At 63.2% G+C, this 26,625-nt stretch carries 30 protein-coding genes; 23 read left to right on the top strand and 7 right to left on the bottom strand.

The window, feature by feature from the left end:
* The first annotated feature begins 183 nt into the window (after positions 1-183).
* From rpsD to moaA, 15 genes are all read left to right on the top strand, one after another.
* The gene (rpsD, locus tag PV375_RS08770; RefSeq protein ID WP_201516899.1) at positions 184-810 is read left to right on the top strand and encodes a 30S ribosomal protein S4; all 627 of its coding nucleotides are present in this window, start codon (positions 184-186) and stop codon (positions 808-810) included.
* A gap of 121 nt (positions 811-931) precedes the next feature.
* Positions 932-1,303 carry a DUF948 domain-containing protein gene (locus PV375_RS08765; RefSeq protein ID WP_201516900.1) on the top strand — a complete coding sequence of 124 codons (372 nt, stop codon included), beginning with the start codon at positions 932-934 and terminating at the stop codon, positions 1,301-1,303.
* A 56-nt stretch (positions 1,304-1,359) separates the two neighbouring features.
* The gene (locus PV375_RS08760; RefSeq protein WP_201516901.1) at positions 1,360-1,569 is read left to right on the top strand and encodes a Na+ dependent nucleoside transporter N-terminal domain-containing protein; all 210 of its coding nucleotides are present in this window, start codon (positions 1,360-1,362) and stop codon (positions 1,567-1,569) included.
* A gap of 63 nt (positions 1,570-1,632) precedes the next feature.
* A complete protein-coding gene (alaS, locus tag PV375_RS08755) occupies positions 1,633-4,302 on the top strand; it encodes an alanine--tRNA ligase (protein WP_332106971.1) in 2,670 nt (889 codons plus the stop codon).
* On the top strand, positions 4,303-4,782 hold the full coding sequence (ruvX, locus tag PV375_RS08750) for a Holliday junction resolvase RuvX (RefSeq protein WP_332106970.1): 480 nt from the start codon (positions 4,303-4,305) through the stop codon (positions 4,780-4,782). It begins immediately after the preceding gene.
* Entirely contained in the window at positions 4,775-6,355 is a 1,581-nt protein-coding gene (gene mltG / locus PV375_RS08745; RefSeq protein WP_332106969.1) for an endolytic transglycosylase MltG, read from the top strand. The genes ruvX and mltG overlap by 8 nt, the downstream gene beginning before the upstream one ends.
* A 28-nt stretch (positions 6,356-6,383) precedes the next feature.
* Complete coding sequence (locus PV375_RS08740) at positions 6,384-7,280, top strand: shikimate dehydrogenase family protein (RefSeq protein ID WP_332106968.1); 897 nt, start codon at positions 6,384-6,386, stop codon at positions 7,278-7,280.
* A gap of 23 nt (positions 7,281-7,303) precedes the next feature.
* Positions 7,304-8,575 carry a chorismate synthase gene (aroC, locus tag PV375_RS08735; protein WP_332106967.1) on the top strand — a complete coding sequence of 424 codons (1,272 nt, stop codon included), beginning with the start codon at positions 7,304-7,306 and terminating at the stop codon, positions 8,573-8,575.
* The gene (locus PV375_RS08730; protein ID WP_332107107.1) at positions 8,572-9,153 is read left to right on the top strand and encodes a shikimate kinase; all 582 of its coding nucleotides are present in this window, start codon (positions 8,572-8,574) and stop codon (positions 9,151-9,153) included. Before aroC ends, PV375_RS08730 begins: the two co-directional genes overlap by 4 nt.
* Positions 9,150-10,235, top strand: a complete 1,086-nt coding sequence (gene aroB, locus PV375_RS08725) for a 3-dehydroquinate synthase (protein WP_332106966.1) — start codon at positions 9,150-9,152, stop codon at positions 10,233-10,235. Before PV375_RS08730 ends, aroB begins: the two co-directional genes overlap by 4 nt.
* A gap of 82 nt (positions 10,236-10,317) precedes the next feature.
* Positions 10,318-10,881: an elongation factor P gene (gene efp, locus PV375_RS08720; RefSeq protein WP_332106965.1), complete on the top strand. Its 564-nt coding sequence runs from the start codon at positions 10,318-10,320 to the stop codon at positions 10,879-10,881.
* A 3-nt stretch (positions 10,882-10,884) separates the two neighbouring features.
* Positions 10,885-11,301 carry a transcription antitermination factor NusB gene (nusB, locus tag PV375_RS08715; RefSeq protein ID WP_332106964.1) on the top strand — a complete coding sequence of 139 codons (417 nt, stop codon included), beginning with the start codon at positions 10,885-10,887 and terminating at the stop codon, positions 11,299-11,301.
* A gap of 212 nt (positions 11,302-11,513) precedes the next feature.
* Complete coding sequence (locus PV375_RS08710; RefSeq protein ID WP_332106963.1) at positions 11,514-12,083, top strand: MogA/MoaB family molybdenum cofactor biosynthesis protein; 570 nt, start codon at positions 11,514-11,516, stop codon at positions 12,081-12,083.
* Entirely contained in the window at positions 12,080-12,526 is a 447-nt protein-coding gene (locus PV375_RS08705) for a molybdenum cofactor biosynthesis protein MoaE (protein ID WP_332106962.1), read from the top strand. Before PV375_RS08710 ends, PV375_RS08705 begins: the two co-directional genes overlap by 4 nt.
* Positions 12,523-13,605: a GTP 3',8-cyclase MoaA gene (gene moaA, locus PV375_RS08700; protein ID WP_332106961.1), complete on the top strand. Its 1,083-nt coding sequence runs from the start codon at positions 12,523-12,525 to the stop codon at positions 13,603-13,605. The genes PV375_RS08705 and moaA overlap by 4 nt, the downstream gene beginning before the upstream one ends.
* 11 nt (positions 13,606-13,616) lie before the next feature.
* Here the strand turns inward: moaA and PV375_RS08695 are convergent, their stop codons facing one another.
* From PV375_RS08695 to PV375_RS08675, 5 genes are read right to left on the bottom strand one after another with little or no spacing between them, the layout of a single operon-like run.
* Entirely contained in the window at positions 13,617-13,856 is a 240-nt protein-coding gene (locus PV375_RS08695; protein ID WP_332106960.1) for a MoaD/ThiS family protein, read from the bottom strand.
* Positions 13,856-14,809: an NTP transferase domain-containing protein gene (locus PV375_RS08690; RefSeq protein ID WP_332106959.1), complete on the bottom strand. Its 954-nt coding sequence runs from the start codon at positions 14,807-14,809 to the stop codon at positions 13,856-13,858. The genes PV375_RS08695 and PV375_RS08690 overlap by 1 nt, the downstream gene beginning before the upstream one ends.
* Entirely contained in the window at positions 14,794-15,264 is a 471-nt protein-coding gene (moaC, locus tag PV375_RS08685; protein WP_332106958.1) for a cyclic pyranopterin monophosphate synthase MoaC, read from the bottom strand. Before moaC ends, PV375_RS08690 begins: the two co-directional genes overlap by 16 nt.
* The gene (locus PV375_RS08680; RefSeq protein ID WP_332106957.1) at positions 15,261-16,487 is read right to left on the bottom strand and encodes a molybdopterin molybdotransferase MoeA; all 1,227 of its coding nucleotides are present in this window, start codon (positions 16,485-16,487) and stop codon (positions 15,261-15,263) included. Before PV375_RS08680 ends, moaC begins: the two co-directional genes overlap by 4 nt.
* Positions 16,484-17,236, bottom strand: coding sequence for a HesA/MoeB/ThiF family protein (locus PV375_RS08675; protein ID WP_332106956.1), 753 nt, complete (start codon positions 17,234-17,236; stop codon positions 16,484-16,486). Before PV375_RS08675 ends, PV375_RS08680 begins: the two co-directional genes overlap by 4 nt.
* Positions 17,237-17,377: 141 nt before the next feature.
* Between PV375_RS08675 and modA the strand changes: the two genes are divergently transcribed.
* From modA to PV375_RS08660, 3 genes are read left to right on the top strand one after another with little or no spacing between them, the layout of a single operon-like run.
* A complete protein-coding gene (modA, locus tag PV375_RS08670; protein ID WP_332106955.1) occupies positions 17,378-18,130 on the top strand; it encodes a molybdate ABC transporter substrate-binding protein in 753 nt (250 codons plus the stop codon).
* A gap of 11 nt (positions 18,131-18,141) precedes the next feature.
* Positions 18,142-19,023, top strand: coding sequence for a molybdate ABC transporter permease subunit (gene modB, locus PV375_RS08665; RefSeq protein ID WP_332106954.1), 882 nt, complete (start codon positions 18,142-18,144; stop codon positions 19,021-19,023).
* Positions 19,023-20,060 (top strand): ABC transporter ATP-binding protein, encoded by a 1,038-nt coding sequence (locus tag PV375_RS08660; protein WP_332106953.1) that lies wholly within the window; start codon positions 19,023-19,025, stop codon positions 20,058-20,060. Before modB ends, PV375_RS08660 begins: the two co-directional genes overlap by 1 nt.
* Positions 20,061-20,093: 33 nt before the next feature.
* Here PV375_RS08660 and fdhD read toward each other — a convergent pair whose 3' ends face one another.
* Both fdhD and PV375_RS08650 read right to left on the bottom strand, forming a co-directional pair.
* Complete coding sequence (fdhD, locus tag PV375_RS08655; RefSeq protein WP_332106952.1) at positions 20,094-20,951, bottom strand: formate dehydrogenase accessory sulfurtransferase FdhD; 858 nt, start codon at positions 20,949-20,951, stop codon at positions 20,094-20,096.
* 6 nt (positions 20,952-20,957) lie between these two features.
* Positions 20,958-21,971 (bottom strand): DUF808 domain-containing protein, encoded by a 1,014-nt coding sequence (locus PV375_RS08650; RefSeq protein WP_332106951.1) that lies wholly within the window; start codon positions 21,969-21,971, stop codon positions 20,958-20,960.
* A 103-nt stretch (positions 21,972-22,074) separates the two neighbouring features.
* Between PV375_RS08650 and pyrR the strand changes: the two genes are divergently transcribed.
* The 5 genes from pyrR to carA are packed head-to-tail and all read left to right on the top strand — an operon-like array spanning position 22,075 to position 26,609.
* Complete coding sequence (gene pyrR / locus PV375_RS08645; RefSeq protein ID WP_201516921.1) at positions 22,075-22,641, top strand: bifunctional pyr operon transcriptional regulator/uracil phosphoribosyltransferase PyrR; 567 nt, start codon at positions 22,075-22,077, stop codon at positions 22,639-22,641.
* Positions 22,641-23,594, top strand: coding sequence for an aspartate carbamoyltransferase catalytic subunit (locus PV375_RS08640; protein ID WP_332106950.1), 954 nt, complete (start codon positions 22,641-22,643; stop codon positions 23,592-23,594). Before pyrR ends, PV375_RS08640 begins: the two co-directional genes overlap by 1 nt.
* Before the next feature lie 2 nt (positions 23,595-23,596).
* The gene (locus PV375_RS08635) at positions 23,597-24,940 is read left to right on the top strand and encodes a dihydroorotase (RefSeq protein ID WP_332106949.1); all 1,344 of its coding nucleotides are present in this window, start codon (positions 23,597-23,599) and stop codon (positions 24,938-24,940) included.
* On the top strand, positions 24,940-25,461 hold the full coding sequence (locus tag PV375_RS08630) for a PH-like domain-containing protein (RefSeq protein ID WP_332106948.1): 522 nt from the start codon (positions 24,940-24,942) through the stop codon (positions 25,459-25,461). The genes PV375_RS08635 and PV375_RS08630 overlap by 1 nt, the downstream gene beginning before the upstream one ends.
* A complete protein-coding gene (gene carA, locus PV375_RS08625) occupies positions 25,458-26,609 on the top strand; it encodes a glutamine-hydrolyzing carbamoyl-phosphate synthase small subunit (protein ID WP_332106947.1) in 1,152 nt (383 codons plus the stop codon). Before PV375_RS08630 ends, carA begins: the two co-directional genes overlap by 4 nt.
* Positions 26,610-26,625: the final 16 nt, after the last annotated feature.

The raw sequence follows: 26,625 nt of genomic DNA, 5'->3' as shown, positions 1-26,625 counted from the left end.
GATGGATTGGGCAAACGGATGCAGAAGGTGCTAGAGTTGCTGAGTTCGCGCTATATGTGAAACGGCTGCCGTATGGCTGCGGGCATCTTGCGTTTGACGCCCCGAATTCCAAAGGGAGGGGCGGAGAAGCAATTGTTCTGCGCGCTCACGCGCGCCAACGCAACAACGAAAGGAAGACACTTCGTGTCGAAGAAGTCGCGTACCCGCGCAAAGGTAAAGATGTCGCGCGCCCTTGGCGTGGCACTCACTCCCAAGGCCGCTCGTCTCATGGAGCGCCGCCCCTACGCACCCGGTCAGCACGGTCGCACCCGTCGCCGCACCGAGGGTGACTACGCCGTTCGGCTGCGTGAGAAGCAGCGTCTGCGCGCCCAGTACGGTCTGCGTGAGAAGCAGCTGCGCAACACCTTCGAGCAGGCCCGCCGCATGGGCGGTATGTCGGGTGAAAACCTGATCGAGCTGCTCGAAATGCGCCTCGACGCGCTCGTGCTGCGCGCCGGCTTTGCTCGCACCACCGCACAGGCTCGGCAGATGGTTGTGCACCGTCACATCCTGGTTGACGGCAAGATCGTTGACCGCCCGTCGTTCCGCGTGACCCCCGGTCAGCTCATCCACGTGAAGCCGCGCTCGGAGGAGCTGGAAATGTTCCAGGTCGCCGCCGCCGGCGGACACGCCGAGGTGCTGCCCGCAGTTCCTGGCTACCTGTCGGTTGAGCTTGACAAGCTGCAGGCTCGCCTCGAGCGCAAGCCCAAGCGTGAAGAAGTGCCGATCGTCTGCGATGTGCAGATGGTTGTTGAGCACTACTCGCGCTAAACGGCACCAGGCGAGCCAAGTCGCTCGCTAAGATCGAGGGCGGGCTGTCATTTGACAGCCCGCCCCGTGCTATTTCCGGCACAATCAGGCAGTGCCACCCAGACACCGAGGAGAACACTTTATGACCGTAGGCGATATTGCCGGGCTTATTGCCGCAGGCGCTTTTGCAGTGCTGGTGCTGCTGCTGGCGGTGCCCATCCTCAAACTGGCGGGTGTATTCACCGAGCTACGTCGTTCGGTGCGCACTTCCACCGACGAACTGCTGCCAACCCTCACCGAGCTGCATGTCAGCGCCACCGAAGCAAACCGGCAGCTGGCCAAGGTTGATGCGATCACCAGTGATGTGCACGAAACCACAAGCAATGTGAACTCGATGGTGGCACTCACCGCTGCCACAGTCGGCGGCCCGCTCATCAAACTTGCCGGTTTTTCAGCCGCCGCCCGCGCTGGTTTTAAAACGTTGCGCCCCCGCGGCCGCCGTAAGAAACACTAACCCCGATTTCACCCCTTCAAGCTGCTGTCGCATCTGCCTAATTGAGGAGAACACCCATGCGCTCGTTTCTGCGTAACACTGCACTGGTAGCCGGTGGTATTGCCATCGGTTTTGTCGCCGCCCACCTGGTCAACTCAACCGAGCGCGGCCGCGCGTTCTTTGCATCCGTGAACGAATTTGTTGACGAGTTCACCGGTGCGGTCAAAGACGGCTACCGGGCGCGCACCGAAGCAATCTACGCCGCTATTGATCAGCAGGGCGAATAGCCCGAACGCATCCCTCAACCCAATCACGCTCGAGCAGCCCGCTCGCCAACCGAATCGCAGAACATGAAGACCGCTGAAATCAAAGACCGCTATCTCAAGTTTTTCGCTGACCGCGGTCACACCGTCGTGCCGTCAGCATCCCTCGTCTCGGATGACCCGACCGTGATGTTTACCATCGCCGGAATGGTGCCGTTCATTCCCTACCTCACTGGGATGGTGCCGGCCCCATTCCCGCGCGCGACGAGTGTGCAAAAATGCATCCGCACCAACGACATCGAAGAGGTGGGTAAGACCCCGCGTCACGGCACCTTCTTCCAGATGGGCGGTAATTTCTCGTTCGGTGACTATTTCAAGCGCGAGGCCATCGATTTTGCCTACACGCTGCTGACAACCCCCGAGGCAGAGGGCGGGCTCGGTTTTGACCCGAAGGACCTCTGGGTCACCGTCTACGAAAAGGACGACGAGGCCTACAACTACTGGCTCGAGCTCAGCGATATTCCGGCCGAGCGCATTCAGCGTCTCGGCGCCGACACGAACTACTGGTCGGCGGGTAAACCGGGTGGCCCTGCCGGCCCTGACAGCGAGATTTTTTTCGACCGCGGCCCCGCATACGGTGTTGACGGAGGACCGGCAACCGACGACGACCGCTATGTCGAAATCTGGAACCTCGTGTTCATGCAGTATGAGCGCGGTGCCGACCTCGGTGATGGCACGTTTGAAATTCTCGGCGACCTGCCCAATAAAAACATCGACACCGGCATTGGCCTCGAACGTATCGCCTTCCTCAAGCAGGGCGTCGACAATATGTACGAGACCGACCAGGTGCGCCCGGTGCTCGACAAAGCTGCCGAACTGTCGGGCAAGGCCTACGGTGATGATGCCGAGGATGATGTGCGGATGCGTGTGGTCGCCGACCACGTGCGTTCGGCGCTGATGCTCATCGGTGACGGGGTACAACCTTCCAACGAGGGGCGCGGTTATATTTTGCGCCGACTGCTGCGCCGCGTGGTGCGCAATATGCGATTGCTCGGGGTCGAAAAAGCAACCTTCCCCGAATTGTTCAGCACTTCGATGCGCGCAATGCGTGACGCCTACCCCGAGGTCGAACGTGACTTTGACCGGATTTCTCGCATTGCCATCGCCGAAGAAGAAACCTTCCTGCGCACGCTCGCGCAGGGTACAACCATCTTTGAGCAGGCCGTCGATAGTGCGCGCGAATCGGGCACCACCATCATTTCTGGTGACACCGCGTTCAAACTGCACGACACGTTCGGCTTCCCGATCGATCTCACGCTCGAAATGGCCGCCGAGGCGGGGCTCAATGTCAACCGTGACAAATTCGATGAGCTCATGAGCCAGCAGCGCGCGCGTGCCAAAGCGGATGCGAAATCGCGCCGCTCGCAGCTGGCCGATCTCAGCGTGTACAGCGACCTACGGGCAGCGGGCGAGACGGTTTTTGTTGGCTATGACGAGCTGCGGGGCGAGTCGGAGGTACTCGGCCTCATCGTTAACGGTGCGAGCGTGCCGGTCGCACGCGTCGGCGATCACGCCGAAATCATCCTCGCCGAAACCACGCTCTACGCCGAGTCGGGTGGCCAAGACTCTGACCAGGGCTGGATTGTGAAGCCCAGCGGTGGTTTCGAATCGACCGTTGTTGACGTGCAAAAGCCGGTGCCGGGACTGATCTCGCACACGGTCGACATCACCGAGGGTGAGATTGCGGTGGGCGATCGCGTTGAAACCGTGGTGGATGCGCAGTACCGCCGTGCTGCCTCGGAGGCACACTCGGCGACGCACCTGATTCACGCCGCGTTGCGCGACACGCTCGGCCCCGACGCACACCAGTCGGGTTCGTACAACAAGTCGGGCTATATGCGACTCGACTTCAGCTGGTCGCAGCCGCTCTCGGCCGAAACCCGCAGCGAACTCGAGGATATTGCCAACAACGCGATTCGCCAGAACCTTGAAGTGGTTACACGTGAGCTGCCGCTTGACGAGGCCAAAGCGCTCGGCGCCCGCGCCCTGTTTGGCGAGAAATATGGTTCGACGGTGCGCATGGTTGATATCGGTGGCCCCTGGTCGCGTGAGCTGTGCGCGGGCACCCACGTGGCAACCTCGGCCGAAATCGGCATCATTAACCTGATTGGTGAATCGAGTGTTGGCGCCCAAAACCGCCGCGTCGAGGCGCTGGTGGGCCGGGATGCGTTCAGTGAGTTTGCCACCGAGCGTGCAATCGTGCGTGAGCTTACCGGCGGTTTGAAGGTGCGTCGCGAGCAGCTCTCTGATCGCGTGCACGAACTGGTCGAACAACTCAAGCGTGCCGAAAAACGCATTGCTGAACTCGAGTCGGCACAGCTGAGTCAACGGATTCCCGAGCTGCTTGCTTCAGCCCAGACCGTTGGCAAGGTTGAGCTGGTCGTAGCCGCTCTAGGCTCGGTGCGGTCGGCCGATGATGTGCGCGGTCTGGTGCTCGATTTGCGCCAGCGGATGGGCTCGCGTGCGGCAGTGATCGCACTTATTGGTGAGGCTGCCGGTAAGCCATCGGTCGTGGTGGCTACCACTGAAGCAGCACGGGATGCCGGCGCCAAGGCCGGTGCCCTCGTCAAGGTTGCTGCCGGTGTGCTCGGCGGTGGCGGCGGTGGCAAACCGGATGTCGCCCAGGGCGGCGGGCAGGATGTGAGCCAGATTCCGGCCGCGCTTGACCGCCTCCGTGACGAGGTTGCGGCACTGTAGATGCGACGCGTTGTTCGCTTCGGCATTGATGTCGGCAAGGCCAGAATCGGTGTCGCGCGCAGTGACCCCGACGGCCTGCTGGCGACGCCGCTCGAAACAGTGACTCGCGACACTGAAGGAACCGGGCATGTGGACCGCATCGCGCAGCTGGTGGCGGAATACAACGCGGGGGAACTCTATGTTGGCTACCCCCTGAACTTGCGCGGTGAGTCGACCCCGTCGACCGAGGACGCGGTTCGGGTGGCGCGCGAAATTGCAACCGGCACCGGGTTGCCGGTGCGGCTGATTGATGAACGACTCACGACAGTGTCGGCGGCCCGGCAGTTTCAGGCGGCCGGACGCAGCGCATCTCGGTCGCGGTCGGTGATTGACCAGGCAGCGGCGGTAATACTGTTGCAACAAGCGCTCGACCAGGAGCGTGCCAGCGGCAAACCCGCTGGTCGCGAGATTGAAGTCGACGACGAGGACAAACTTGACTGACGAACAGCAACCAAAATCTAGGCGTGAACTGCGTGCGGCAGAGCGCACGCGGGAAATCGCCGAGCTGGAGCGGCGTCGGCGAGAAGCTGAGGCCGAGCAAGCACAGCAGCAGAGCGCCGAACAGCGGGCCCAGCGAGCAGAGCAGCGGGCACAGCCGACGCAGTTAGCTGCGCAGGATCAGCCGACACCGCCACAGCAGCCGCTGCAGCAACCCTTCACTGCTGAGCCACTGGTGACGCAAGCAGAAACCGCTGAGACCACACCCGACGCTCAAGCTGCAGCGTCACGGGAACCAGCTGAGCCGGCCACCGCGGCCGACTCACCAACCCAGCCCGACACTCCTACCCAGCCCGACACGCTGGCGAGCGCTGACACTCAAGCAGACATTGGCAGGCCAGCCGACACCGACGCACCTTCACAGGGCGCGTCGGCTGACGACGCATTCGCGCAAATTTTTGGCGAGGATGCAGTGGGTGCGCACAAAAACGAGCGTCGCGCACCCGCCCCGGGCCGTCGTCGCCGAATCGTGGTGAACCTGGTGGTCATCGGGCTCATTATCGGGATGGTGGTGGGTGCCGGTGTGCTGGTATGGAACGTCGCCGGAGACCGGATTATGAGCATCCTGAACAATGAGTCGGCCGACTATGAGGGTTCGGGTAACGGCACCGAGGTGGAGTTCACGGTTCTTCCCGGGGACACCGGCACCGATATTGCCAATCGACTCGAACAACAGGGCGTGGTGCGCACTTCGGGCGCCTTCATTGATGCCGTGCTGGCGCGCCCCGAAGAACCGCAGTTTCAGCCCGGTACCTACCGGCTGCAGGAAGAGATGAGCTCGGCGGAAGCGCTCGTTGCCCTGCTCGACGAAGACAACCGCATCGAAAACACCCTCACCATCCCCGAGGGCACACGCGAGACGGTCGTTTTTGAACTGGTGCAAGAAACCTATGGCGTCCCCATGGACGAACTCAAAAAGCTCGCCGCTAAACCGCAGGAGTTCGGCCTTCCCGAAGAGGCAAAATCGCTCGAGGGATTTCTCTTTCCGGCCACCTACACCTTTGCGCCAGATGTGAGCGGGCAAGAGATTTTGCAGACCATGGTCGATCGCAGCTTCCAGGCGCTTGATGAACAGGGTGTTGCGGAAGAAGACCGCTGGCAGATCGTGTTGATGGCATCGCTGGTTGAGCGCGAGGCCCGGATCGACGAAGACTTCCCGAAGGTGGCGCGGGTGTTCTACAACCGTCTCGAAATCGATATGCCGCTGCAATCGGATGCGACGGTCACCTACTGGACCGAACAGACGCACCGCGCAGCGACGACCGATGATGAGCGCGCGGACGAGAGCAACCCCTACAACACCTATGTGCACAAGGGAATGATCCCAGCACCGATCTCGAATCCGGGCGACCGGGCGATCGAAGCTGCGGTGCATCCCGCCGACGGCGAGTGGCTCTATTTTGTGACCGTGAACCTCGAAACCGGTGAGACCGTGTTCTCGAATACGCTTGAAGAGCACGAACAGGCGGTTGAGAAGTGGCTGGAGTGGATGGAAGACCACCCCGACTACGAGTAGCACCTGGCAGCTGACGCAGGAGATCACGATGTGCGCAACAGTATTTCCCGAGGTTCCCACCGGCGCGGTAACGAGTGAACCTCCGCGCGGTCGGGGAGCTGCGCGGCTGGCAGTGCTGGGTGACCCGATCGCGCACTCAAAATCGCCGCAGCTGCAGCTGGCGGCCTATCGCCAGCTCGGTGTCGACTGGGAATATTGGCGCTGGCAAATACCGGCTGGCGCCCTACGCGAACAGCTTGAAAACCGCGGTCAGGGCTGGCGCGGAGTTTCGGTGACGGCACCGCTCAAGGCTGAGGCCCTCGCATTTGCGCAAACGGCCGACCCGCTCGCTGAACTCACCGGTGCCGCCAATACGCTCGTTTTTGAGACGCTCGACCCGGCGGCGCCGGCACATGCCGCGAACACCGATGTGGCCGGCATCGTTGCGGCATTCGGTGGGCTCGACCCTGCCGGTGGGCATGTGGATGTGCTCGGCGCCGGCGGCACAGCGGTTTCGGCCGTCGCTGCGGCAGCCCAGATGGGCGCGCAACAGGTACGGGTGTTCGCGCGCCGGCCCGATGCCGCGGCCGAGCTCGCTGCCGAACTCGGTACGAAGCTTGCCGGCGTGCAGCTGCGTGCGGCAGATCTTGCATCCTGGCAGCCCGACGATGCCGCCGCGGTGATCGATACCATTCCCGGCGGCTGCCCGGTGCGTCCAGACCTGCGAGTAACCGATGCGCCGCTGCTGTCGGCCGCATACGACCCGTGGCCGACGGAGCTTGCAAAAGTGTGGGCGGGTCGGGTGATTCCGGGCACCGAGATGCTGTTGCAGCAGGCGGTGGTGCAGGTGCGGTTGTTCTCAGGCCGCGCGATTGACGAACCGCTGCCGAACGAGTCGGCGATCGTGCAAGAGATGCGTGTGGCGCTCGACAACTCAGCCAGCTGAGAAATCCATGAGAGACTAGGCCAATGCTTCGTTGGCTCACTGCCGGGGAATCACACGGCCCCGAATTGCTCGCAATCCTTGAGGGACTGCCCGCAGGCATCCCCATTTCGCTCGAGGACGTTCGCGTTGATCTGGCGCGTCGCAAACTCGGCTACGGTCGCGGCGGGCGGATGAAATTTGAACAGGATGAGCTCACCCTCTCGTCGGGTGTGCGGCACGGTTACACGATCGCCTCGCCGCTGGGTATTCGCATTCAAAACACCGAGTGGCCCAAATGGCAGCAGGTCATGTCGCCCGAACCGGTCACCGACCCCGAAGTGTTCAACACCGGCCGCGGCACCCCGCTCACCCGTCCCCGCCCAGGTCACGCCGACCTCATCGGGATGCAAAAATACGGGTTTAGCGAGTCACGCCCGGCGCTCGAGCGTGCCAGCGCCCGCGAAACCGCGGCGCGCGTAGCCCTGGGCGCCGTGGCCAAGCGGTTTTTGGCCGAGCTTGGCATCACCACAGTGAGCCACACCGTGGCCATCGGCACGGTCGAGGTGCCCGAAACCGCAACCTGGCCGACCGCCGCCGATGTGGCCGAAATTGATGCCGACCCGGTGCGCTGCTTCGATGCTGAAACGAGTAAACGCATGGTGGCCGCGATTGACGACACCCGCCACTCGGGAGACACCATTGGCGGTGTCACCGAAGTGCTCGTGTACGGTTTGCCGCCGGGGCTCGGCTCATATGTGCACTGGGATCGCCGCCTCGATTCGCGGCTTGCCGGTGCCCTCATGAGCATTCAGGCCATCAAGGGCGTGGAGGTCGGTGACGGGTTCACCACCGCACGCCGACTCGGCAGCCATGCACACGATGAACTGTACGGTGTCGACGGCAAGATTCATCGCGCATCCGACCGCGCCGGCGGTATCGAGGGCGGGATGACCACCGGCACCGTGCTGCGGGTGCGCACCGCCATGAAACCGATCGCGACCGTGCCGCGGGCGCTGCACACCGTCGATATTGCCACCGGCGCGAATGCCACGGCACATCACCAGCGTTCGGACGTGTGCGCGGTGCCGGCATCCGGCGTTGTGGCCGAGGCCATGGTGGCGCTCGTGCTCGCGGACGCGGTGCTCGAAAAATTTGGTGGCGACTCGCTTACCGAGGTGCAGCGAAACCTGGCGAACTATCTCGAAGCAATGCCGCAGGCGGTGGCAACCGACCCAGAAATCATCGACCCCGCGGCAGTGGCCACCGAGGTGGACGATTCGCCCATGGGCGACTCACTCAGCGAGTGGCGCGTATGAGCCTGGTGTTCATCGGGCCGCCGGCGGCAGGAAAATCGCGAGCCGGCAAGCGGGTCGCCCAGCGCCTGCGTGCCAGCTATGCCGACACCGACAAGCTGTTTGCTCGCGAGCACGGGGCGATTCACGAGTTCATTCCGCGCGCCGGCGAGGCTGAGTTTCGTCGCATCGAGCGCGAAATCGTGCTCGCCGCGATTCGCGACTACGACGTCGTATCGCTCGGCGGCGGCGCGATCCTCGACCCCGACACCCAGGCCGAGCTGGAGCACGGCGATCACGTCGTGGTGCAGCTGGTGGCAAAGCCCGCGGCAATCGAGGAGCGCATCAGCGGTAAAAAGAATCGGCCGCTGCTTAAAGGTATCGACAGTTGGATCGCGACGTATGAGGCGCGCAAACCCATCTATGATCGCCTCGCCGACATCACCATCGACACGAGTTTTCGACCGATGTGGCAGGTGGTCAACGAGGTGCGCCGCTATCTCAAACGCATCAATTCACCACTGCTGCCGAAACCCATCCCACAACCACCCGCGAGCGGCAGTGGCGCGGCCAAGACACAGAAAGAGAGCGATCAGCGGTGACGAATGTAACCCGGCTAAGCGTGGGTGACCACGGCCCGGTACTGATTGGCCGCGGACTCATTACGCGGCTCGACGAACTGCTGCCAGAGCTTCTCGGCGACCGCGTCGAACAACTGTTGATTGTGCACCAGCCAACCCTGCGCAATATTGCAGAGGATCTCCACCGACTGCTCGGCTCACACTATCGTCGGGTGCTGATCGCTGAGGTGCCGGATGCAGAACCCGGTAAGCGCGTCGAGGTGGCGCAGTTTTTGTGGGGCATTCTCGGCAAAAGTGATTTCACTCGCTCGGATGCGATCATTTCGCTCGGGGGCGGTGCCGCCACCGATCTGGGCGGCTGGGTGGCCGCATCATGGTTGCGTGGGGTGAAGGTCGTGCACGTGCCCACCACTGTGCTCGCCATGGCCGATGCCGCAGTTGGCGGAAAAACCGGTATCAACACCGAAGAGGGCAAAAACCTCGTGGGAGCTTTCCACCTCCCTGCTGGGGTGGTGTGCGATCTGGACGTGCTCGAGTCACTGCCGCGCAATGAACTGGTGACCGGATTCACTGAGGCCGTCAAAATCGGTTTTATCCACGAACCCGAAATTCTCGACCTCATCGAGGCCGACCCCGAACGCGCCACCGATCCCACCACCGACCAGTTCCGCCGCATCCTCGAACTCGCTATCGCCTACAAGCTGCAGGTGACTGCGGCCGACCTCACCGAGCAGGGTGGGCGCGAGATGCTCAACTACGGGCACACGCTCGGTCACGCGATCGAGCACACCGAGCGCTACCAGTGGCGCCACGGCGCTGCCGTGGCAGTGGGGATGCGGTTTGCCGCCGAACTTGCCCGGCTTTCGGGGCGGCTCAGTGACGCTGACGCCGACCGGCACACCCGCATCCTGGAATTGCTCGGACTGCCCACGAGCTATCCGCTGGGTCGCTGGCAACAATTGCTGGCCGTAATGGCGCGCGATAAAAAGGCTCGCGGGGCGATGCTGCGATTCGTGGTGCTTGAACGTATTGGCAGCCCAGCAATCATGACGGCACCGGATGAATCGTTGCTGTTCGCCGCCTACCAGGAGATCGCCTCCTAGCGGCCAACCCGGCGCACAGCATCACCGCTTATTGGCGCGGTAGACTAGAACGTCGATTTTTTACGCAGAGAAGGGCCAGGTAATGGCAACCACCGCCGATATCAAAAACGGCATTGTCCTCATTCTCGACGGCCAGCTTTGGCAGGTCGTTGAATTCCAGCACGTTAAGCCCGGTAAGGGTGGTGCGTTCGTGCGCACCAAGCTGAAGAACATCGTGCAGGGCAAGACCGTAGACAAGACTTTCAACGCCGGCGCCAAGATCGAGACCGCCACCGTTGATCGTCGTGACTACCAGTACCTCTACCAGGATGGCGAAAGCTACGTCTTCATGGACGAGCAGGACTTCGATCAGCTGAGCGTGCCCGAGACCATCGTTGGCGATGCCGCTAAGTTCCTGCTCGAGCAGCAGGAAGTGCAGATCGCGATGTACCAGGGCGAACCGCTCTACATCGAAATGCCGCCGTCGGTAGTGCTCGAAATCACCTATACCGAACCCGGTCTGCAGGGTGACCGTTCGAACGCTGGCACCAAGCCCGCCACCGTCGAGACCGGCGCCGAAATTCAGGTACCGCTGTTTGTCGACCAGGGCACGCGCGTGAAGGTAGACACTCGCACGGGTGAATACCTCGGTCGCGTTAACGACTAGTCGATGTCGGCACGTACAAAAGCGCGCAAGCGTGCGCTCGATATGCTCTACCAGGCCGAGCTGACCGAACGCACTCTCGAGCATGTGTTGGCGGCTGAGGCTGAGCGGGCGGTGCACGAACCCGAGCGGGCAGCGTCATGGCGTTACGCTCGCGAGATCGTGATCGGTGTGACCGAACATGCCGCGGCGATTGACGACCGTATCGCCGCAGCCGCTCGTGACTGGACACTCGACCGGATGCCGCGTATCGACCGGGCGCTGCTGCGCATCGGTGTGTGGGAGCTCGTCTATAACGACGAAATCCCCGTGGGCGTGGCCATTAACGAGGCGATCGAACTCGCCAAAGAATATTCGACCGACGACTCGGCACGTTTCATCAACGGCGTGCTGGGCCGCATCGGTGACCAGCTCGAGGGGTAGTCATCTTCGGACGCTGCGACCATACGGGCCGCGGGCGATCGGCGAGTGGCGGAGCCGCCGCATGATTCGCTAGCGGCCCGTTCGCTTTTCCTGTGGCGTGCGGGGATGTCAGCACCCCTCAAACGCACGGTGGCAGACTACTCAGTAGATCAAGCGAGCTGAGTTTCACCGTACAGGTCTGGTAACTGTTCGCGTATCTTGGAAAGACTGCTATGAACACTGCAAAAGACACACAACACCCCTCGTCCGTTGACGCACCGTGCAGCTCGCTCGAGGTGGCGATCGTCACGGTGTCCGATCGCAGCGCTGCGGGTGAGCGTGACGATCTTTCAGGACCTGCCGCGCGCGAAGTGCTGGAGGCGGCGGACTTTCGGGTGAGTTTTGTGGCGACAGTGCCCGACTCCCGTAAGCAGATTCGCCAGACTGTTAAAGAAGCGATCGACTCGGGCGTTGCGGCCATTTTGCTCACCGGAGGCACCGGAATTGCGCCACGCGACAAGACTCCGCAGGCGGTGGCGCCGCTGCTGACGATGCAGTTGCCCGGCATCGGTGAAGAACTGCGCCGTCGCGGCGTGGCAGCCGGTGCACCGGGGGCGCTGCTCTCACGCGGCTTCGGCGGCATTATTCGTGAAAAAGGCAAGTACGAGGTGCTGGTGATCGCCGCTCCCGGCTCGGTTGGTGGCGCAAAAGACGGCGCCGAACTGCTGGTGCAGCTCGGCCGGCACGCCGCCCACCAGCTCGCCGGCGGTGACCACGGCGCCGGCGACGGTGCCAGCATATGAGCGTGGTAATTGCCGAAATCAGTTCGGCGCCACTCGACGTGGCGGCGCATCTGGCGGCTGTGTCACACGATCAGGCCGGTGCGGTCTCATCGTTTGTGGGACTCGTGCGCAATCACGATCCGCAAGCGCACGGTGAGGTGACCGGGCTCGACTATTCGGCGCATCCGGATGCGGCCCGGCTGCTGCGCCAGCTCGCCGAAGAAGTCGCGGCATCCTGCGGCGGCGATATCGAGGGCAATATCGAGGTGCGGCTGGCGGTATCACATCGCATTGGCGAGCTTGCCGTGGGTGATTGCGCCGTGGTGGTGTGCGCATCCTCGGCACATCGCGCCCACGCAATTCGCTGCTGCAGCGAAATGATCGAGCGCGTAAAACATGAACTGCCGATCTGGAAGCGGCAGCACACTGCTGACGGTGCCGCGCACTGGGTGGGGATTTCGTGACCCCGGTTTCGCTCGGTATCCCCACGATTCGACAGCAACCGCCCGGTGACGACGGCGCTGACCCTTTTGCCGCGGGGCCACTGACCGACACCTTCGGGCGCGTGCATCGTGACCTGCGGGTGTCGCTCACCGACAAGTGCTCGCTGCGGTGCACCTATTGCATGCCTGCCGAGGGTGTGCCGTGGTTGCCGCAGCGGGAGGTACTCACCACCGATGAAATTGTGCGCGTGGTGTCGGTAGCAGTGCGGCTGGGAATCACCGAAGTGCGGCTCACCGGGGGAGAGCCGCTGCTGCGCGCCGACATCACCGATGTGGTGGCGCGGTTGACGCAGCTCGAAACCGTGGCCGGACCGCTTCGCGTGTCATTAACAACGAACGGTTTGCGGCTGCCGGAACTCATGGACGAACTCGTGGCCGCTGGCCTCGAACGGGTGAACGTTTCGCTCGACACCGTGAATGCGCAGCGCTATCACGACCTCACGCGTCGCGACCGTTTCGCCCAGGCGGTGGCCGGTGTCGAGGCTGTGCAGCGCAGCGGACTGCGGCCGTTCAAAATGAATGCGGTAGCGATGCGCGACATTAACGACGACGAACTGTGTGACCTGCTGCGGTTTGCAATCGCACACGAGGCTGAACTGCGGTTTATCGAAATGATGCCGCTGGATGCGGGCCACAGTTGGCGGCGTGAACAAATGGTGACCGCCGAAGAAATCCTCGCCTCGCTGCGGCGAGAATTTCGGTTGACGCCGGCGGGCGATCGTGCTTCATCACCGGCCGAGGTTTTTCAAGTGAACGATGGCCCGCACACGGTCGGCGTGATCGGCTCAGTTACGCGACCGTTTTGCGGCGCCTGTGACCGTGTGCGGCTCACGGCTGATGGTCAGCTGCGTAACTGTTTGTTTGCGCGCGAAGAGTCGGATCTCCGCGAAATTTTGCGCGGGGATGCGGCGGCAGCCGAACAAGACTTGCAAATCGCGCGGGTGATGCGGGCCGCTATTTTGGGTAAGCGCGCCGGTCACGGCATTAATGAGCCGGGATTTTTACAGCCAGATCGGCCCATGTCGGCAATCGGTGGGTAGCGGCGCGCAGCCTACCCGCCGGCAAATGGCGGCAGCACATCCACCGAGCTGACGCCGTCGAGCGGGCAATCAGCCGCCGGCTCATGGCGCACACCGTCCACAAAATACGAGCACTGGGGGAGCACCTCGGCAAAAGCCTTGGGAAGTGTGCGAACGAGCTCGTCACGCAGCTCGGCAAGTGAAGTTGCGGTGCTCGTGGTGGCCTCACATTCGGCGGCTGCGGCAGCAGCGGCAAACAAACGAACCTGCATTAGTTGCCACTCTCCTCGGCGCGATCGGTGGGTGCTGCGTCGACGCTGCGATTCGCGGACTCGCTGCTGTGGCGTTCAATTTGTGCTCGCACGAGCGCATTGGCTGCGCCAACCGAGTCGACGCGTCCCTGGCCGAGCGCGAGCCCAATCATGAACGCGGTCACCGGGGCTCCGGGGCGCACCACCTCGTGTGCCACATCGCGAGCCATATCCAGGATGGATTCGAGCGGCACCTGCTCGGGATCAACGCCCAGCTGCGGGGCAAGCTGTGCCACCCAGGGCTCGAGATCGGGATGCATTCCACGCGACATGATCGTCCTGCTTTCGTTGTTTTTAACCCGGCGCATTGGCAACCGGGCACCTATTTGCCGCAGTTGTTCCAGAGTATCGAGATCGGCGGTGACACTTGCTGGCACCGAAATTTCAGCCAGATTCAGCCCACTGAGCACGCCGCGAAGCGATGCGTTCATCGGCACCGCGGCGGTCACCTGTCGCAGAGCTTCGAGCCGGGCGCAAAACGAGGTCCACTGTCGACGGCCGTCGCTGACGAGTATCGCCCCGTCGGCCGAATCGGCGGCATACCAGCACTCGAGTGCCCGAACGGCCTCGTGTGGCCGCTGCAGATCGCAGGGGAGTACCGTCACGATTGTGGCACCGGGTAGGGATGCAAGCGCCGCGACTCCTGTGGCAAGGGCGCTTGCAGGTCCCGCAAAAACCGGGCTTTCGCGGACGAATCGATAGCCGCCGCGCACAAATCGAGAGTCGCGCGTGGTCGCGTCCGCCGCCGATTCTGGGCCCACAATCACCGGCGCCACCGATAGTTCGCCGATCGCCGAGAGCGTACGCTCGAGGAGGGATTGGCCATCGAGCAGCACGCGTGCTTTATCCGCGCCGCCGAGCCGCGTCGCCCGCCCACCGGCGAGCACCACAGCCGCCGTTAGTCGCGCAGCCATTCGCCGCTTTTACCGCCGGTTTTACGAACCAGCTCAATCCGTTCAATCGCCACCTGCTTGTCGATACCCTTCACCATGTCGACGATGGCGAGCGCCGCCACCGAAACCGCGGTGAACGCCTCCATTTCGACACCGGTGCGGTCGGCAGTGCCCACAGTGGCCGTGATTTCGACGCCATCATCGGTGATTTCCAGATCAACCGAGGCGGCGTGCACACCGATGACGTGGGCAAGCGGCAAAAGCTGTGCGCACTGTTTGGCGCCGGCGATTCCGGCGATACGCGCCAGGGCCAGCACATCGCCCTTGGGGACGCTCTGGTCGCGCAGCGCCGCGACCACCGCGGGCGGGCAGCTCACCCGGCCGCGGGCGGTGGCTGAACGCACGGTGGGCTGCTTGTGGGTCACATCAACCATGTGCACGTGACCGGCAGCATCCAGGTGGGTAAATTTCGTCATTCGAGGATCCTCCAAATAGTGAGTTCATCGCCGGGCAGCACCTGTTCGACAGTCGCGGGAATGAGGGCGAGCCCCTCGGCTGCGGCGAGCCTCGCCACCAGGTGCGAACCCGAGCCGCGCTCGGTTGCCGGGGCTACGCGCTGGGCATCCACCCAGCGAACGGGCATGAGCTGGGCGCGTGCCGCCGAGGTGCGCCAGCCGGTTGCCGCGATTGCCGAAAGCGTTTGATGGATTGGCCCTCGTGAGCCAGCCAGGCGGGCAAGTGCCGGGCGCACAAAGGCCTCAAACGATGCAAATACGCTCACCGGATTGCCCGGCAGGGCAAACAACAGCGCTCCCGAGGGGGCGCGGCCAAAACCCTGGGGCTTACCGGGCTGCATCGCAACCCTGGTGAACTCCACCTGCCAATTACTGCGCGTAAGCTCGAGCCGCACCACATCAAAGGCGCCGACGCTGACACCACCGGTGGTGATGATGACATCCGCCCGCTGCGCCGCCTGTTCGAGCGCGGTAAGTAGCCCAGCTCCCGAATCATCGGCGTGGATTGCATCCACCACCTCGGCACCCGACTCGGCAAGCAGGCCCTGCAGCAGCACCCGATTTGAGTCGTAGAGCTGGCCCCGCTGCAGCGGCATGCCGGGATCGACCAGCTCATCACCGGTCGACACGATCACCACGCGCGGGCGGGGATGAGCGAGCACCTCGGCTACACCGCAGGCAGCCAGCGCCGACAGCCTTCGGGCGCCGAGCAGGTCACCGGCCGCCGCCACGCGGTCACCGCAGCGCAGGTCTTCACCACGCCGACGGATATGGGCGCCGGACCGCGGTGGCGTTGTGACGCGAATTTGTTTGGGAGGCTCGGCGGTGATAGCGGTGCCGAGATCGGTCGCCTCCAGCGGCACGACCGCGGTGGCTGCGGTGGGCACCGGGGCGCCGGTCATGATGCGCGCACACTCGCCGTGTTGCAGCGGCGGATCGATGTGCGCTCCGGCCGGCACATCCGCCACCACCGGGAACTCTGCTCGTGCCGGCAGCCGCTCGTCGAGGCGCACGGCATAGCCGTCCATTGCCGAATTATCAGCGGTTGGCAAATCGATTGCCGAGCGCACATCTTCGGCCAAATAGCAGCCGAGTGCTGAGTGCAGCGGCATTTTTACCGGCGTGAGCGGGCGGGCCTGCTGCAAGACCAGGTCAAGGTGCTCGGTAAGTGGTCGTAGTGTCACAGCTCGGTTCCTTCAATGTTCGGATGCGCGCGCAGCGGCATTTCGCGAATGGTGGCGCCCAGGGTGTCCCACAGCTGCACGCGGCCGATGAGCGGCCGCCCAATACCCGTCAGGAGTTTGATCGTTTCACCGGCCATCGCTGAACCGACCTGCCCGCACAGCGGCGAAAATGTGCCCTCAACCGAGCCCGATCGGCCCGGGCAGCTGAGCATCCGGTCGCGATCTATGAGTGCATCGATGCCGGCGCCACCGGGCGCAAACACGGTGCACATCCCGTCAAATGCGACGACCGACCCCCACACCAGCGGCACACCCAGCCGCTCGCAGGCGTCAGCCACCACAAAGCGTGTTGGCCAGTGGTCGGTGGTGTCGAGCACCACATCGTGATCGGCGAGCAGCCGCTCGGCATTTTCGGCTGTGAGGCGTTCTAAAACCGGGCGGATGCTGCCGTGCGGCATCGCGCTTGCCAGCTGATCGCGGGCGCGTTCGGCTTTGTATTCGCCAATATCGGCTTCGTGGTAGAGCGTCTGGCGCGAAAGGTTGTGGCGCTCGATCGTGTCGAAGTCGAACAGCGTGATGTTGCCCACCTCGGCGGCAGCGAGCAGCGTGAGAGCCGGGGTTGCGAGGCCACCGGCACCGACCACCGCGATCCGCGCGGCGGCGATTTTTGCGGCACCGGTCTCGCCTACACCCGCCAGCGCTATGTGGCGACGTTGCCGTTCACGAGTGTCGGGATGTTCGAGCTGCATGAGAATCAGGCTAGCGCGTTGTTTCGGATAGGCTGGTGGCACCCGGCCAGACGGGTATTGATAGCACCTCGCGTCGTTGCAGTGGTGCGGTTTTTGTAGCCGAATCTGGCAGCAGGATCGACAATGAAGAGGTGTGGACCCTTGCGCAAACCACTGCGATTGATTGCCCTGCTGGGTGTGGTGGCAATGGCGCTCACCGGCTGCGCCGGTGAAGCTTCAACCGAGGCGGCACCGTTGGAAATACACGCTGCAGCCTCGCTGAAAGAGCCCATGACCGAGCTCATGAGCGACTATCAGGCAGAGCACCCCGGTATGGAGTTTGCGCCGCTGACCACGGCCGGTTCGCAGCAGCTCGTGCAACAGGTAAATGAGGGTGCCCCGGTTGATGTGCTCGCACTCGCTGACGAAACGAGCCTCACTCAGCTTGAGGGTGACCACGCAGATGGCTTCGACATTTTTGTCGAAAATTCGCCGGTGGTGGTGACCACCGAGGATGCGGCTGCGCGAATTAAATCGGTGGCAGACCTCGCCGAAGCGAACAACAAGGTCGTTATTTGCCACTCGAACGTGCCCTGCGGTCGTGCCACCGAACGCCTTTTTGCCGAGGCTGGCGTGTCGATTTCGGTGGTGAGTGAAGAAGACAATGTTAAGGCCGTGCTCACCAAGGTGACGCTCGGTGAGGCTGACGCCGGTGTGGTGTACCGCAGCGATGTGGTGGGAGTAGACGGAGTGGAGTTTTTTGCTCCCGAAGAAGCCACTGAAATTGTGAACCGCTACCCGATCGGGGCGCTTAGCGACCACCCGCACGCCCAGTCGTTCATCGACTATGTGCGCGGTGAACACGGCCGCGAGGTGCTCGAACGCTACGGATTCCTGGTGCCCGAGGGCAAATAACCGTATAGGCGATGACGCAAAATCAACGAGAGCTTGAGGCTGCCGGGGCTCGCGAGCGTGCGAACAAAGCGGCACCCACCCGCGTGAGCGGCAACCACTCCATCCGTGATGTACCGGTGCTGGTGGTGCTCGCCGCAATCATCACACTGCTGTTCGTCGTGGCGCCGCTATTGGCGCTGGCGGGCCGGGTGGAGTGGTCAGCGCTCACACAGCAGCTCACGAGCACCAGCACGCTCGTTTCGCTGGGACTCTCACTCGGCACCGCCTTTGCTGCCACCATCGTGTGCGCGCTGCTGGGAGTGCCGCTGGCAATGTGGATCGCTCGCCTGGGGCCCACCGCTGCCGCTGCCGCCCGCGCGCTGGTGCTGGTGCCGATGCTGATGCCGCCGCTTGTGGGCGGGCTCGCGCTACTGGCACTATTCGGACGTAACGGGGCGGTAGGACACCTGTTCACGACACTTACCGGCGAACAAATTCCGTTCTCGACCGCTGCCGTCGTGATTGCCCAAAGCTATGTGGCGCTGCCGTTTTTTGTGCTCGCGGTTGAACAGGCGATCCGCGCGGTTGATCCGCGGCTGGAACTCGTGGCGCGCGGTCTGGGTGCTTCCCGAGGCCGTGTCTGGTGGCGGATCACGCTCCCACTGATCGCCCCGGCAATCGCCTCGGGCGCGATGCTGAGTTTTTCGCGGGCGCTCGCCGAATTTGGTGCCACAGCCATGTTTGCCGGCAATCGCGAGGGCGTTACCCGCACGATGCCGCTGTCGATTTACACGGCGTTTAACGGTGGCGGTGTTTCGGCGCAGGAGGCATATACGCTTTCGATCATTCTGGTGGCCGCCGCGATTATCGTCCTGGTGGCGCTGCGCTCATGGCGCGTGGGAGGTGAGCGGTGATGAACCGCAACCCGAATATCCTGCCGCTTGCCGGTCGCATCCTGGTGCCTCGCGACCGGATCACCGCTGATATTGACCTGACGGTGACCGAGGGCGAACGAATTGCCATCATCGGTGCCAATGGCTCGGGAAAATCGACGCTGCTCGGTGCCCTCACCGGGCTCGCACCGATCGACCGCAACAGCACCATCACACTCTTCGGTACACCGCTTCGTGAAGTGCCGCTCGACCAGCGCAACATCGGCTACCTCGCACAGGACGGACTGCTGTTTCCGCACCTGAGCGCCGTCGACAATGTGGCTTTTGCCACCGGACTGCCAAAAGCCTCGGCGCGCAGCCGCGCTCACGAAATCCTCGCCGAGCTCGCCGCAACAAAACTCGCCGATGCCCGCCCCGACGAGCTTTCGGGTGGTGAACGTCAGCGGGTGGCGCTTGCCCGGGCACTTGCCGCTACGCCGCGCATCCTGGTGCTTGACGAACCCTTTGCGGCGCTCGATGTGAGCGCGAGCGCCGAGCTACGCGAACTCGTAGCCACGGCGGCAGCAAGGCACGGACTGACGCTGCTCTTTGCCAGTCACGATCTCGTGGATGTGGTGCGGCTCGCCGAACGGGTGATCGTGATTGAGGCTGGCAGAGTGATTGAAGACTTGCGTGTTGGCGAGCTGCAGCGGCGGCCGCGTAGCGCGTTCGCCGCCGAATTTGCGGGGCTGGCCCGGATTAACGGCGAAATCATCGACGGCGCCTTCCACTGCGCGGCCGGCAATGCGAAACTCGACGACCGTTTCGGCGCCCGGTCGCGTGCCTCCGAGGCGGTGCCCGGCGCGGCAACGCTGCTCGTGCCGGCTACATCCGTACTGCCGGCGCCGGCCGAAGCTGCCGATTGGAATGACTGCGTGGTGGCGCTGTTGGGAGACGGTACCGAGGTGCTCGCGCAGCTTGCAAGCGGGCTGCGGATGCGGCTGCCGAACTCGACACTGCGGGTGGGGGATGAACTGGCGGTTCGGATCTGTGCCGGTGAACTGGTTGCGGGTCTCTAAGCCGAGACTCAGGACAGCGGTACCGCTCGCGCGCTAGAGACGCTGACCGCAGCCGGCGACCCGCTGCGGATGGGTGTAGATCGTCGCGCGTTCACCCCGACTGAACCCGACGAGCGTAATGCCCACCTCATCGGCGAGCTCTGCAGCGAGGCTCGAGGGCGCCGAAACGGCTGCCATTACGGGGACCCCCGCTAAGTGACACTTTTGGACGAGCTCGAACGAGGCTCGACCCGACACCTGCATGACCGTCTCGGTGGCCGGCAGCCGATCGTCGCGCAGCGCGGCGCCGATCACCTTATCGACGGCGTTATGCCGACCGACATCCTCGCGCACGTAGAGCGCGGTGCCATCGAAGCGGAACAAACCGGCGGCATGCAACCCGCCGGTGCTGTCAAAAAGGCGCTGCTCGGCGCGCAATAGCTCGGGAAGCTCGAGGAGCGTTTCGCGAGCAACGGTAGCCGAGCCCGTATCGCATCCGAAGACACTGCTGCGACGCACCGCATCGATCGATGTGGCACCGCACACTCCACAGGCCGAGGTGGTAATTACCCTCCTGGAAGTGATCGCATCCGCTGCCAGCTGCGGCAGTGCCGCATCGATCACATTCCACGAGCGATCGCCGTGTTCATCGACGTTTTCGCCGCAATAGCGCATCGAATGCAGCTGCTCACGATGAGAGATGAGCCCCTCGCTAACGAGGTTACCGGCGACGAGGTCAAAATCATCACCGGGGGTGCGCATGGTGACGGCCAGCTGACGGTCATTGACCCGGATCTCCAGAGGTTCCTCGCCGGCGAGTGTGTCGCGGCGCAGCTTGTGATCACCGTCGCCATAGATGACGAGCGTGCGGCGACGCTTGGTGACGCGGCGGGATGCGGGGGAGTGCGACATCGCTACCTACTGTTCTGTGCCCTGGCCGGGCCCCGATTCTCCGGCTGCGTTGGCCGCGCGCGTAGCCGGCTCAGTTGATTTGCGCTGCGCGAATGCGTGGATCAGCGCAAGGACGCCCGCCACCAGCGAACCAACGACAAATCCGAGCACCATTGAGATCAGAGTCTCAACCAGCCAAGACAGTACGGCGCCAACACCGGCAACGGACAGCACCGACTCGGCGATGCCGTGCACAAAACCGTAGGGCTCAGCAAGCCCCACCGCGTGCGATTGCACGAGCAAAATATGCCCGCCAACCCAGAGCATCGCGAGGGTGCCAACAATACCGATGAAGGTCATCACCCGGGGCATGATCGCAACCAAGCTCTGCCCCACGCGCTGTGCGGTTTTTGACTTTCGGGTCGTGAGTGCCAGGCCGATATCGTCAATTTTGACCAGCAGCCCAACTGTGCCGTACACACCGAGGGTGATCGCAATCGCCACCAGGATCAGTACGATCGCCATCAGCATCCAGTTGTCCAGGCGCACCTCATTCATGGCGATCACCATGATTTCGGCGCTGAGGATGAAGTCGGTGCGGATCGCGCCCGAAACAACGCGCTTTTCGGTGTCAGCATCTGTCTCAGAGGCGGCGGCTGCAGCTTCGGCAAGCGGCTGCTCGTCGCGGTGCAGCAGCTTGTGCCACACCTTTTCGGCGCCCTCAAAGGCGAGATAGGTGCCGCCGAGAATGAGCAGCCACGGCAGTGCCCACGGCGCCAGCCAGTTGAGCAGTAGCAGCGCCGGCAGGATGATCAGCAGTTTGTTGACCAGCGAACCCCTGGTGATTTTCCAGATGATCGGCAGTTCGCGTTTTGGTTCCAGACCTCGCACATACTGTGGCGTGACCGCCGCGTCGTCGATGACCACACCGGCAGCCTTGGCGCTCGCTTTTGCAGTGAGCGCACCCACATCGTCGAGGCTCGCGGCGGTGAGTTTAGCGAGTGCGGCAATATCGTCGAGCAGTGCAATGAGTCCAGACACAACAGCAGCCTAGCGGCTGGCCGTGCCGGGGCGGTGATAGAGTGAATGTCGTTCTGATCATCCTTTAATTGCCGTCCAGTGAGGCGGGGAAGGGGGGTCGACCTTGGCCGAACGCACAGTGCTGCAATCCGGCGATGTGTCGCGCGCGCTGATGCGAATCTCGCATCAAATTCTCGAAGCGAACCAGGGGCCCGAGGGGCTTGTACTGCTGGGAATTCCCACCCGCGGTGTGCCGCTTGCGCAGCGCATCGGAGCCAATCTTCGGCAAATCTGCGGCGATGACGCCGAGCTACTGGGAAATGACTTTGTCGGGTCACTGGACGTGTCTATGTACCGTGACGATCTGCGACGCCGCAGCATCACGGTCGCCCACCCCACTAGCATCCCAGCCTCGGGAATTGACGGTCGCACAGTGGTGCTGGTCGACGATGTGCTCTTCTCTGGCCGCACGATTCGCGCGGCGCTTGACGCCATCAGCGATATCGGCCGCCCGAGCGCGGTACGACTGGCGGTGCTCGTCGATCGCGGCCACCGCGAGCTACCGATTCGCGCTGATTTTGTTGGGAAAAACCTGCCGAGCGCACGAAGTGAACGTATCGATGTGCTGCTGCAAGAAATTGACGGTGGCGAGGATGCGGTTGTGATTCGAGACAGCGAGGATGAACGATAGTGCGACACCTCATCTCAACCGCCACGCTCACGCGCGAAGAAGCAATCCTGCTGCTCGATACAGCCGAGGATATGGCCGCCACCCAAGACCGCGAGGTGAAAAAACTCCCCGCACTGCGCGGCGTTACCGTGGTGAATCTGTTCTACGAAGATTCCACCCGCACCCGCATTTCGTTCGAGGCGGCCGAAAAACGACTCAGCGCGGATGTCATCAATTTCGCTGCCAAAGGATCGAGCGTTTCAAAGGGAGAATCGCTAAAAGACACCGCGCAGACCCTGCACGCAGTGGGGGCGGATGCGGTGGTCATTCGTCACCCGGCATCGGGCGCGGCACAGATGCTTGCCGAACGCGGCTGGATTAATGCGCCGATCATTAATGCCGGTGACGGCTGCCACGAACACCCCACCCAGGCGCTGCTGGATGCGTTCACGCTGCGCCGCCGGCTGCACGGCAACAAGACGCGCGGTCGCGGGCTTGACGGGGCGCGCGTGGTGATCGTCGGGGACGTGCTGCACTCGCGTGTGGCCCGCTCGAATGTGTGGCTGCTCGGGGCACTGGGCGCCGAGGTCGAGCTCGTGGGGCCGCCGACGCTGCTGCCCGGCGAATTCGACCGCTGGCCCGCCAGCACCGGCTACGACCTCGACGCGGCACTTGCTCGTAAACCCGACGCGGTCATGATGCTGCGCATCCAAGCCGAGCGGATGCGCGCAGCATTCTTCCCGCACACTCGCGAATACGCGCGAATGTGGGGGCTTACCGAGCAGCGATTCCGTTCGCTGCCGGAAAGCACCGTGGTGATGCATCCGGGCCCGATGAACCGCGGACTTGAAATCTCATCGGCCGCTGCCGATTCCAAACAGGCCACTGTGCTCGAGCAGGTGGCCAACGGTGTGAGCGTGCGCATGGCCGCCCTCTATCTGCTGTGCTCGGGCGTGAAAGAAGGCACTAACTAACCATGAGCATCCTGATTCGTAACGTTTGCCCCTATGGCGAGACCGCTCAAGACCTGCTGATTGAGGGCGATCGCATCGCACAAATCGCACCTGCTGGCCGCATCGAAACCGCCGACGAAATCATCGACGGCACCGGGCTGATTGCCTTGCCGGGCCTCGTCGACCTGCACGTGCACCTGCGCGAACCCGGGTTTGAATCGAGCGAAACCGTGCTCACCGGTAGCCGAGCCGCGGCCAAGGGTGGGTTCACCACGGTGTTCGCCATGCCGAACACGCAGCCGGTGCAAGACACCGCCGGCGTGGTGGAGGCAGTGTGGGCGCTGGGTCGCGAGGCCGGATACGCCGATGTACATCCGATCGGCGCGGTAACCGTAGGGCAGCAGGGCGAACAGCTCGCCGAGCTCGCCTCGATGGCCAACTCGCGTGCCCGAGTTCGCGTTTTCAGCGACGACGGCAAATGCGTGTTTGATCCGCTCATCATGCGCCGGGCACTCGAATATGTGAAGGCATTTGATGGTGTTGTGGCCCAGCACGCGCAAGACCCGAAACTCACTGAGGGCGCCCAGATGAACGAGGGCGCACTCAGTGCTGAACTGGGCCTTCGTGGCTGGCCGGGCGCTGCCGAAAGTTCGATCATCGCTCGTGATGCGCTGCTCGCCGAACAGGTTGATTCGCGCGTGCACGTTTGCCACCTTTCGACGCGCGCATCGGTTGATGTGGTGCGGTTTGCGAAGGCTCGCGGTATTCAGATCACCGCCGAGGTGACGCCGCACCACCTGCTGCTCACCGAAGAAAAAGTGCGCGGCTTTGACGCCCGCTACAAGGTGAACCCGCCGCTGCGCACCGAAGACGATGTGGAGGCGCTGCGTGACGCCCTTGCCGACGGCACGATTGATATCGTCGGCACCGACCACGCGCCGCACCCCAGTGACTCGAAGCAAACCGAATGGGACTTCGCGTCAATGGGCATGGTTGGCCTGGAATCGGCCCTGCGTATCGTGCACGCGACGATGGTGAACACCGGCCGGCTCGACTGGCGCGGTGTTGCGCGCGTGATGAGCGAAACTCCCGCGCGAATTGGTCAGGCGACGGATGCGGGGCAGCCACTGCAAGCCGGTCAGCTCGCGAACGTGGTGCTGTACGACGCCGAAACCTCGAGTGTGTTCACCGAGACTGATCTGGCCGGTAAATCGGTGAACTCGCCCTACCTCGGACTGCAATTGCCTGGCCGGGTACACACCACGATTTATCGCGGCGTGCCCACCGTTCGCGATGGCCAAGTGGTTGACGTCGAAACACTGCGAGCCGCTCGCCGCTCGCAGCTGGCAACCGAGGGAGAGCGCTAGTGCCAACGACCGTGCTGCTCACCACCGCCGTAATTCTTGGCTGCTGCGCAGCGGTACTGCTTTTGATGCTGTCGGGCTGGCGTTATCGGATGCGCACACAGCGCGATATTGCCGAACCACCGCAATTGCCGGCCGGGCTTGGTGAACCGCTTTACGCACTCGATGATGTGCACTATGTCGCCACCTCCGAAACTGGGCGGGCGCTTGAACGCATCGTTGTGCCACCGCTTGCGTATCGGGGTCGCGCAACCGTCGAGGTGCATCCCGGCGGTGTTGCCGTCGGTATTTCGGCCGCCCGCCCCTTTTTCATCCCCATTGACCGCATCGAGACGATTGCCCGGGCGCAGGCAACCATCGATCGCGCCGTAGAACGCGACGGCCTGCTGGTTATTCGCTGGCACATCGACGCCGATCATTCAGTTGAAACCTACTTCCGCGTCGTCCACCCCGGTGAACGCCAAGCTCTGCTCGACGCGCTGACCTCACTCATTTCGCAAACGCACACCCAGGAGCACGCATGATTCGCACCGAACCGGCCGTCCTCGTCCTTGAAGACGGCACCCGCTATGAAGGTCTTGCCTATGGAGCTCGCGGTGAGCGCTACGGAGAGTTGGTGTTTACCACCGGTATGACCGGCTACCAGGAAACCCTCTCTGACCCGAGCTACGCGGGCCAGATTGTGGTGCAGACCGCACCCCACATTGGGAACACCGGTGTGAACGATGAAGACATGGAATCGGCCGGGTTCTGGCCGGCCGGCTATGTGGTTCGCGACCCCAGCCGGGTGGTGTCGAATTGGCGGGCACAGGGTGACCTCGAAAGCGCGCTCGTCGACAGCGGCATCGTTGGGATCAGCGATGTCGACACACGCGCGCTCACCCGCAAAATTCGCGACCGGGGCGCAATGCGTGCCGGCGTGTTCAGCGGCGAGGCGCTCAGCATTGCCAAAACTGAGCAGCTCGAGCGCGTGCAGGCCCAACCCGAGATGGCCGGTCGGTATCTCTCCGACCGCGTTACCACCGATGCAGCCTATGTCGCCGAACACACCGGCAGCGAGCGCATCGGGGTCGTGGCATTGCTCGACCTGGGCGTAAAAACCGCAACGATCCGCAACCTCAACTACCGCGGTTTTGATGTACACGTGCTGCCCGCCGACGCCACCGCCGATGATGTGCGCGCGACTGGCGCCGACGCCATCTTCTATTCCAACGGCCCCGGCGACCCCGAAGCCAACGATGCGCAGGCACAGCTGCTGCGCGAACTGCTTCGTGAGGGCTATCCGTTCATGGGCATCTGCTTCGGAAACCAGTTGCTGGGCCGAGCCCTTGGGTTTGACACCTACAAACTGCCGTTCGGTCACCGCGGCATCAACCAGCCCGTGCGCGACACCGCCACTGGCAAGGTTGAGATCACCGCGCAAAACCACGGCTTCGCGGTCGAAGTGCCCCTTGACGGGCCGGTCGACTCACCGGCGGGTCTTGGCCGGGTAGAGGTGAGCCACATCGGGCTTAACGATCAGGTGGTCGAGGGGCTTCGCTGCCTCGATATTCCGGCGTTCTCGGTGCAATTCCACCCCGAGGCCGCTTCTGGACCGCACGATGCATCCCCGCTTTTCGACCGGTTCCGTGACCTGGTCGTGGCCGCTAAAGCCGACAAACAGCACAACTAACGAGGAGCCGACGAAC

Source organism: Gulosibacter sp. GYB002, assembly GCF_036577665.1.
GTDB classification, from domain to species: Bacteria; Actinomycetota; Actinomycetes; order Actinomycetales; family Microbacteriaceae; genus Gulosibacter; species Gulosibacter hominis.
The sequence above is the reverse complement of the archived record's forward strand: the minus strand, read 5'-3'. Positions and strand labels throughout refer to the sequence as shown.

Excerpts from the sequence above, each read along its gene's own strand:
- PV375_RS08660 (WP_332106953.1), top strand. The coding sequence starts at position 19,023 with ATGAACCGCAACCCGAATATCCTGCCGCTTGCCGGTCGCATCCTGGTG.
- fdhD (WP_332106952.1), bottom strand. The coding sequence starts at position 20,951 with ATGTCGCACTCCCCCGCATCCCGCCGCGTCACCAAGCGTCGCCGCACG.
- PV375_RS08635 (WP_332106949.1), top strand. The coding sequence starts at position 23,597 with ATGAGCATCCTGATTCGTAACGTTTGCCCCTATGGCGAGACCGCTCAA.
- ruvX (WP_332106970.1), top strand. The coding sequence starts at position 4,303 with ATGCGACGCGTTGTTCGCTTCGGCATTGATGTCGGCAAGGCCAGAATC.
- PV375_RS08730 (WP_332107107.1), top strand. The coding sequence starts at position 8,572 with ATGAGCCTGGTGTTCATCGGGCCGCCGGCGGCAGGAAAATCGCGAGCC.
- modB (WP_332106954.1), top strand. The coding sequence starts at position 18,142 with ATGACGCAAAATCAACGAGAGCTTGAGGCTGCCGGGGCTCGCGAGCGT.
- nusB (WP_332106964.1), top strand. The coding sequence starts at position 10,885 with ATGTCGGCACGTACAAAAGCGCGCAAGCGTGCGCTCGATATGCTCTAC.
- carA (WP_332106947.1), top strand. The coding sequence starts at position 25,458 with ATGATTCGCACCGAACCGGCCGTCCTCGTCCTTGAAGACGGCACCCGC.
- moaC (WP_332106958.1), bottom strand. The coding sequence starts at position 15,264 with ATGACGAAATTTACCCACCTGGATGCTGCCGGTCACGTGCACATGGTT.
- efp (WP_332106965.1), top strand. The coding sequence starts at position 10,318 with ATGGCAACCACCGCCGATATCAAAAACGGCATTGTCCTCATTCTCGAC.
- PV375_RS08695 (WP_332106960.1), bottom strand. The coding sequence starts at position 13,856 with ATGCAGGTTCGTTTGTTTGCCGCTGCTGCCGCAGCCGCCGAATGTGAG.
- PV375_RS08690 (WP_332106959.1), bottom strand. The coding sequence starts at position 14,809 with ATGGCTGCGCGACTAACGGCGGCTGTGGTGCTCGCCGGTGGGCGGGCG.
- PV375_RS08675 (WP_332106956.1), bottom strand. The coding sequence starts at position 17,236 with ATGCAGCTCGAACATCCCGACACTCGTGAACGGCAACGTCGCCACATA.
- alaS (WP_332106971.1), top strand. The coding sequence starts at position 1,633 with ATGAAGACCGCTGAAATCAAAGACCGCTATCTCAAGTTTTTCGCTGAC.
- PV375_RS08705 (WP_332106962.1), top strand. The coding sequence starts at position 12,080 with ATGAGCGTGGTAATTGCCGAAATCAGTTCGGCGCCACTCGACGTGGCG.
- PV375_RS08740 (WP_332106968.1), top strand. The coding sequence starts at position 6,384 with ATGTGCGCAACAGTATTTCCCGAGGTTCCCACCGGCGCGGTAACGAGT.
- PV375_RS08710 (WP_332106963.1), top strand. The coding sequence starts at position 11,514 with ATGAACACTGCAAAAGACACACAACACCCCTCGTCCGTTGACGCACCG.
- PV375_RS08760 (WP_201516901.1), top strand. The coding sequence starts at position 1,360 with ATGCGCTCGTTTCTGCGTAACACTGCACTGGTAGCCGGTGGTATTGCC.
- PV375_RS08765 (WP_201516900.1), top strand. The coding sequence starts at position 932 with ATGACCGTAGGCGATATTGCCGGGCTTATTGCCGCAGGCGCTTTTGCA.
- aroC (WP_332106967.1), top strand. The coding sequence starts at position 7,304 with ATGCTTCGTTGGCTCACTGCCGGGGAATCACACGGCCCCGAATTGCTC.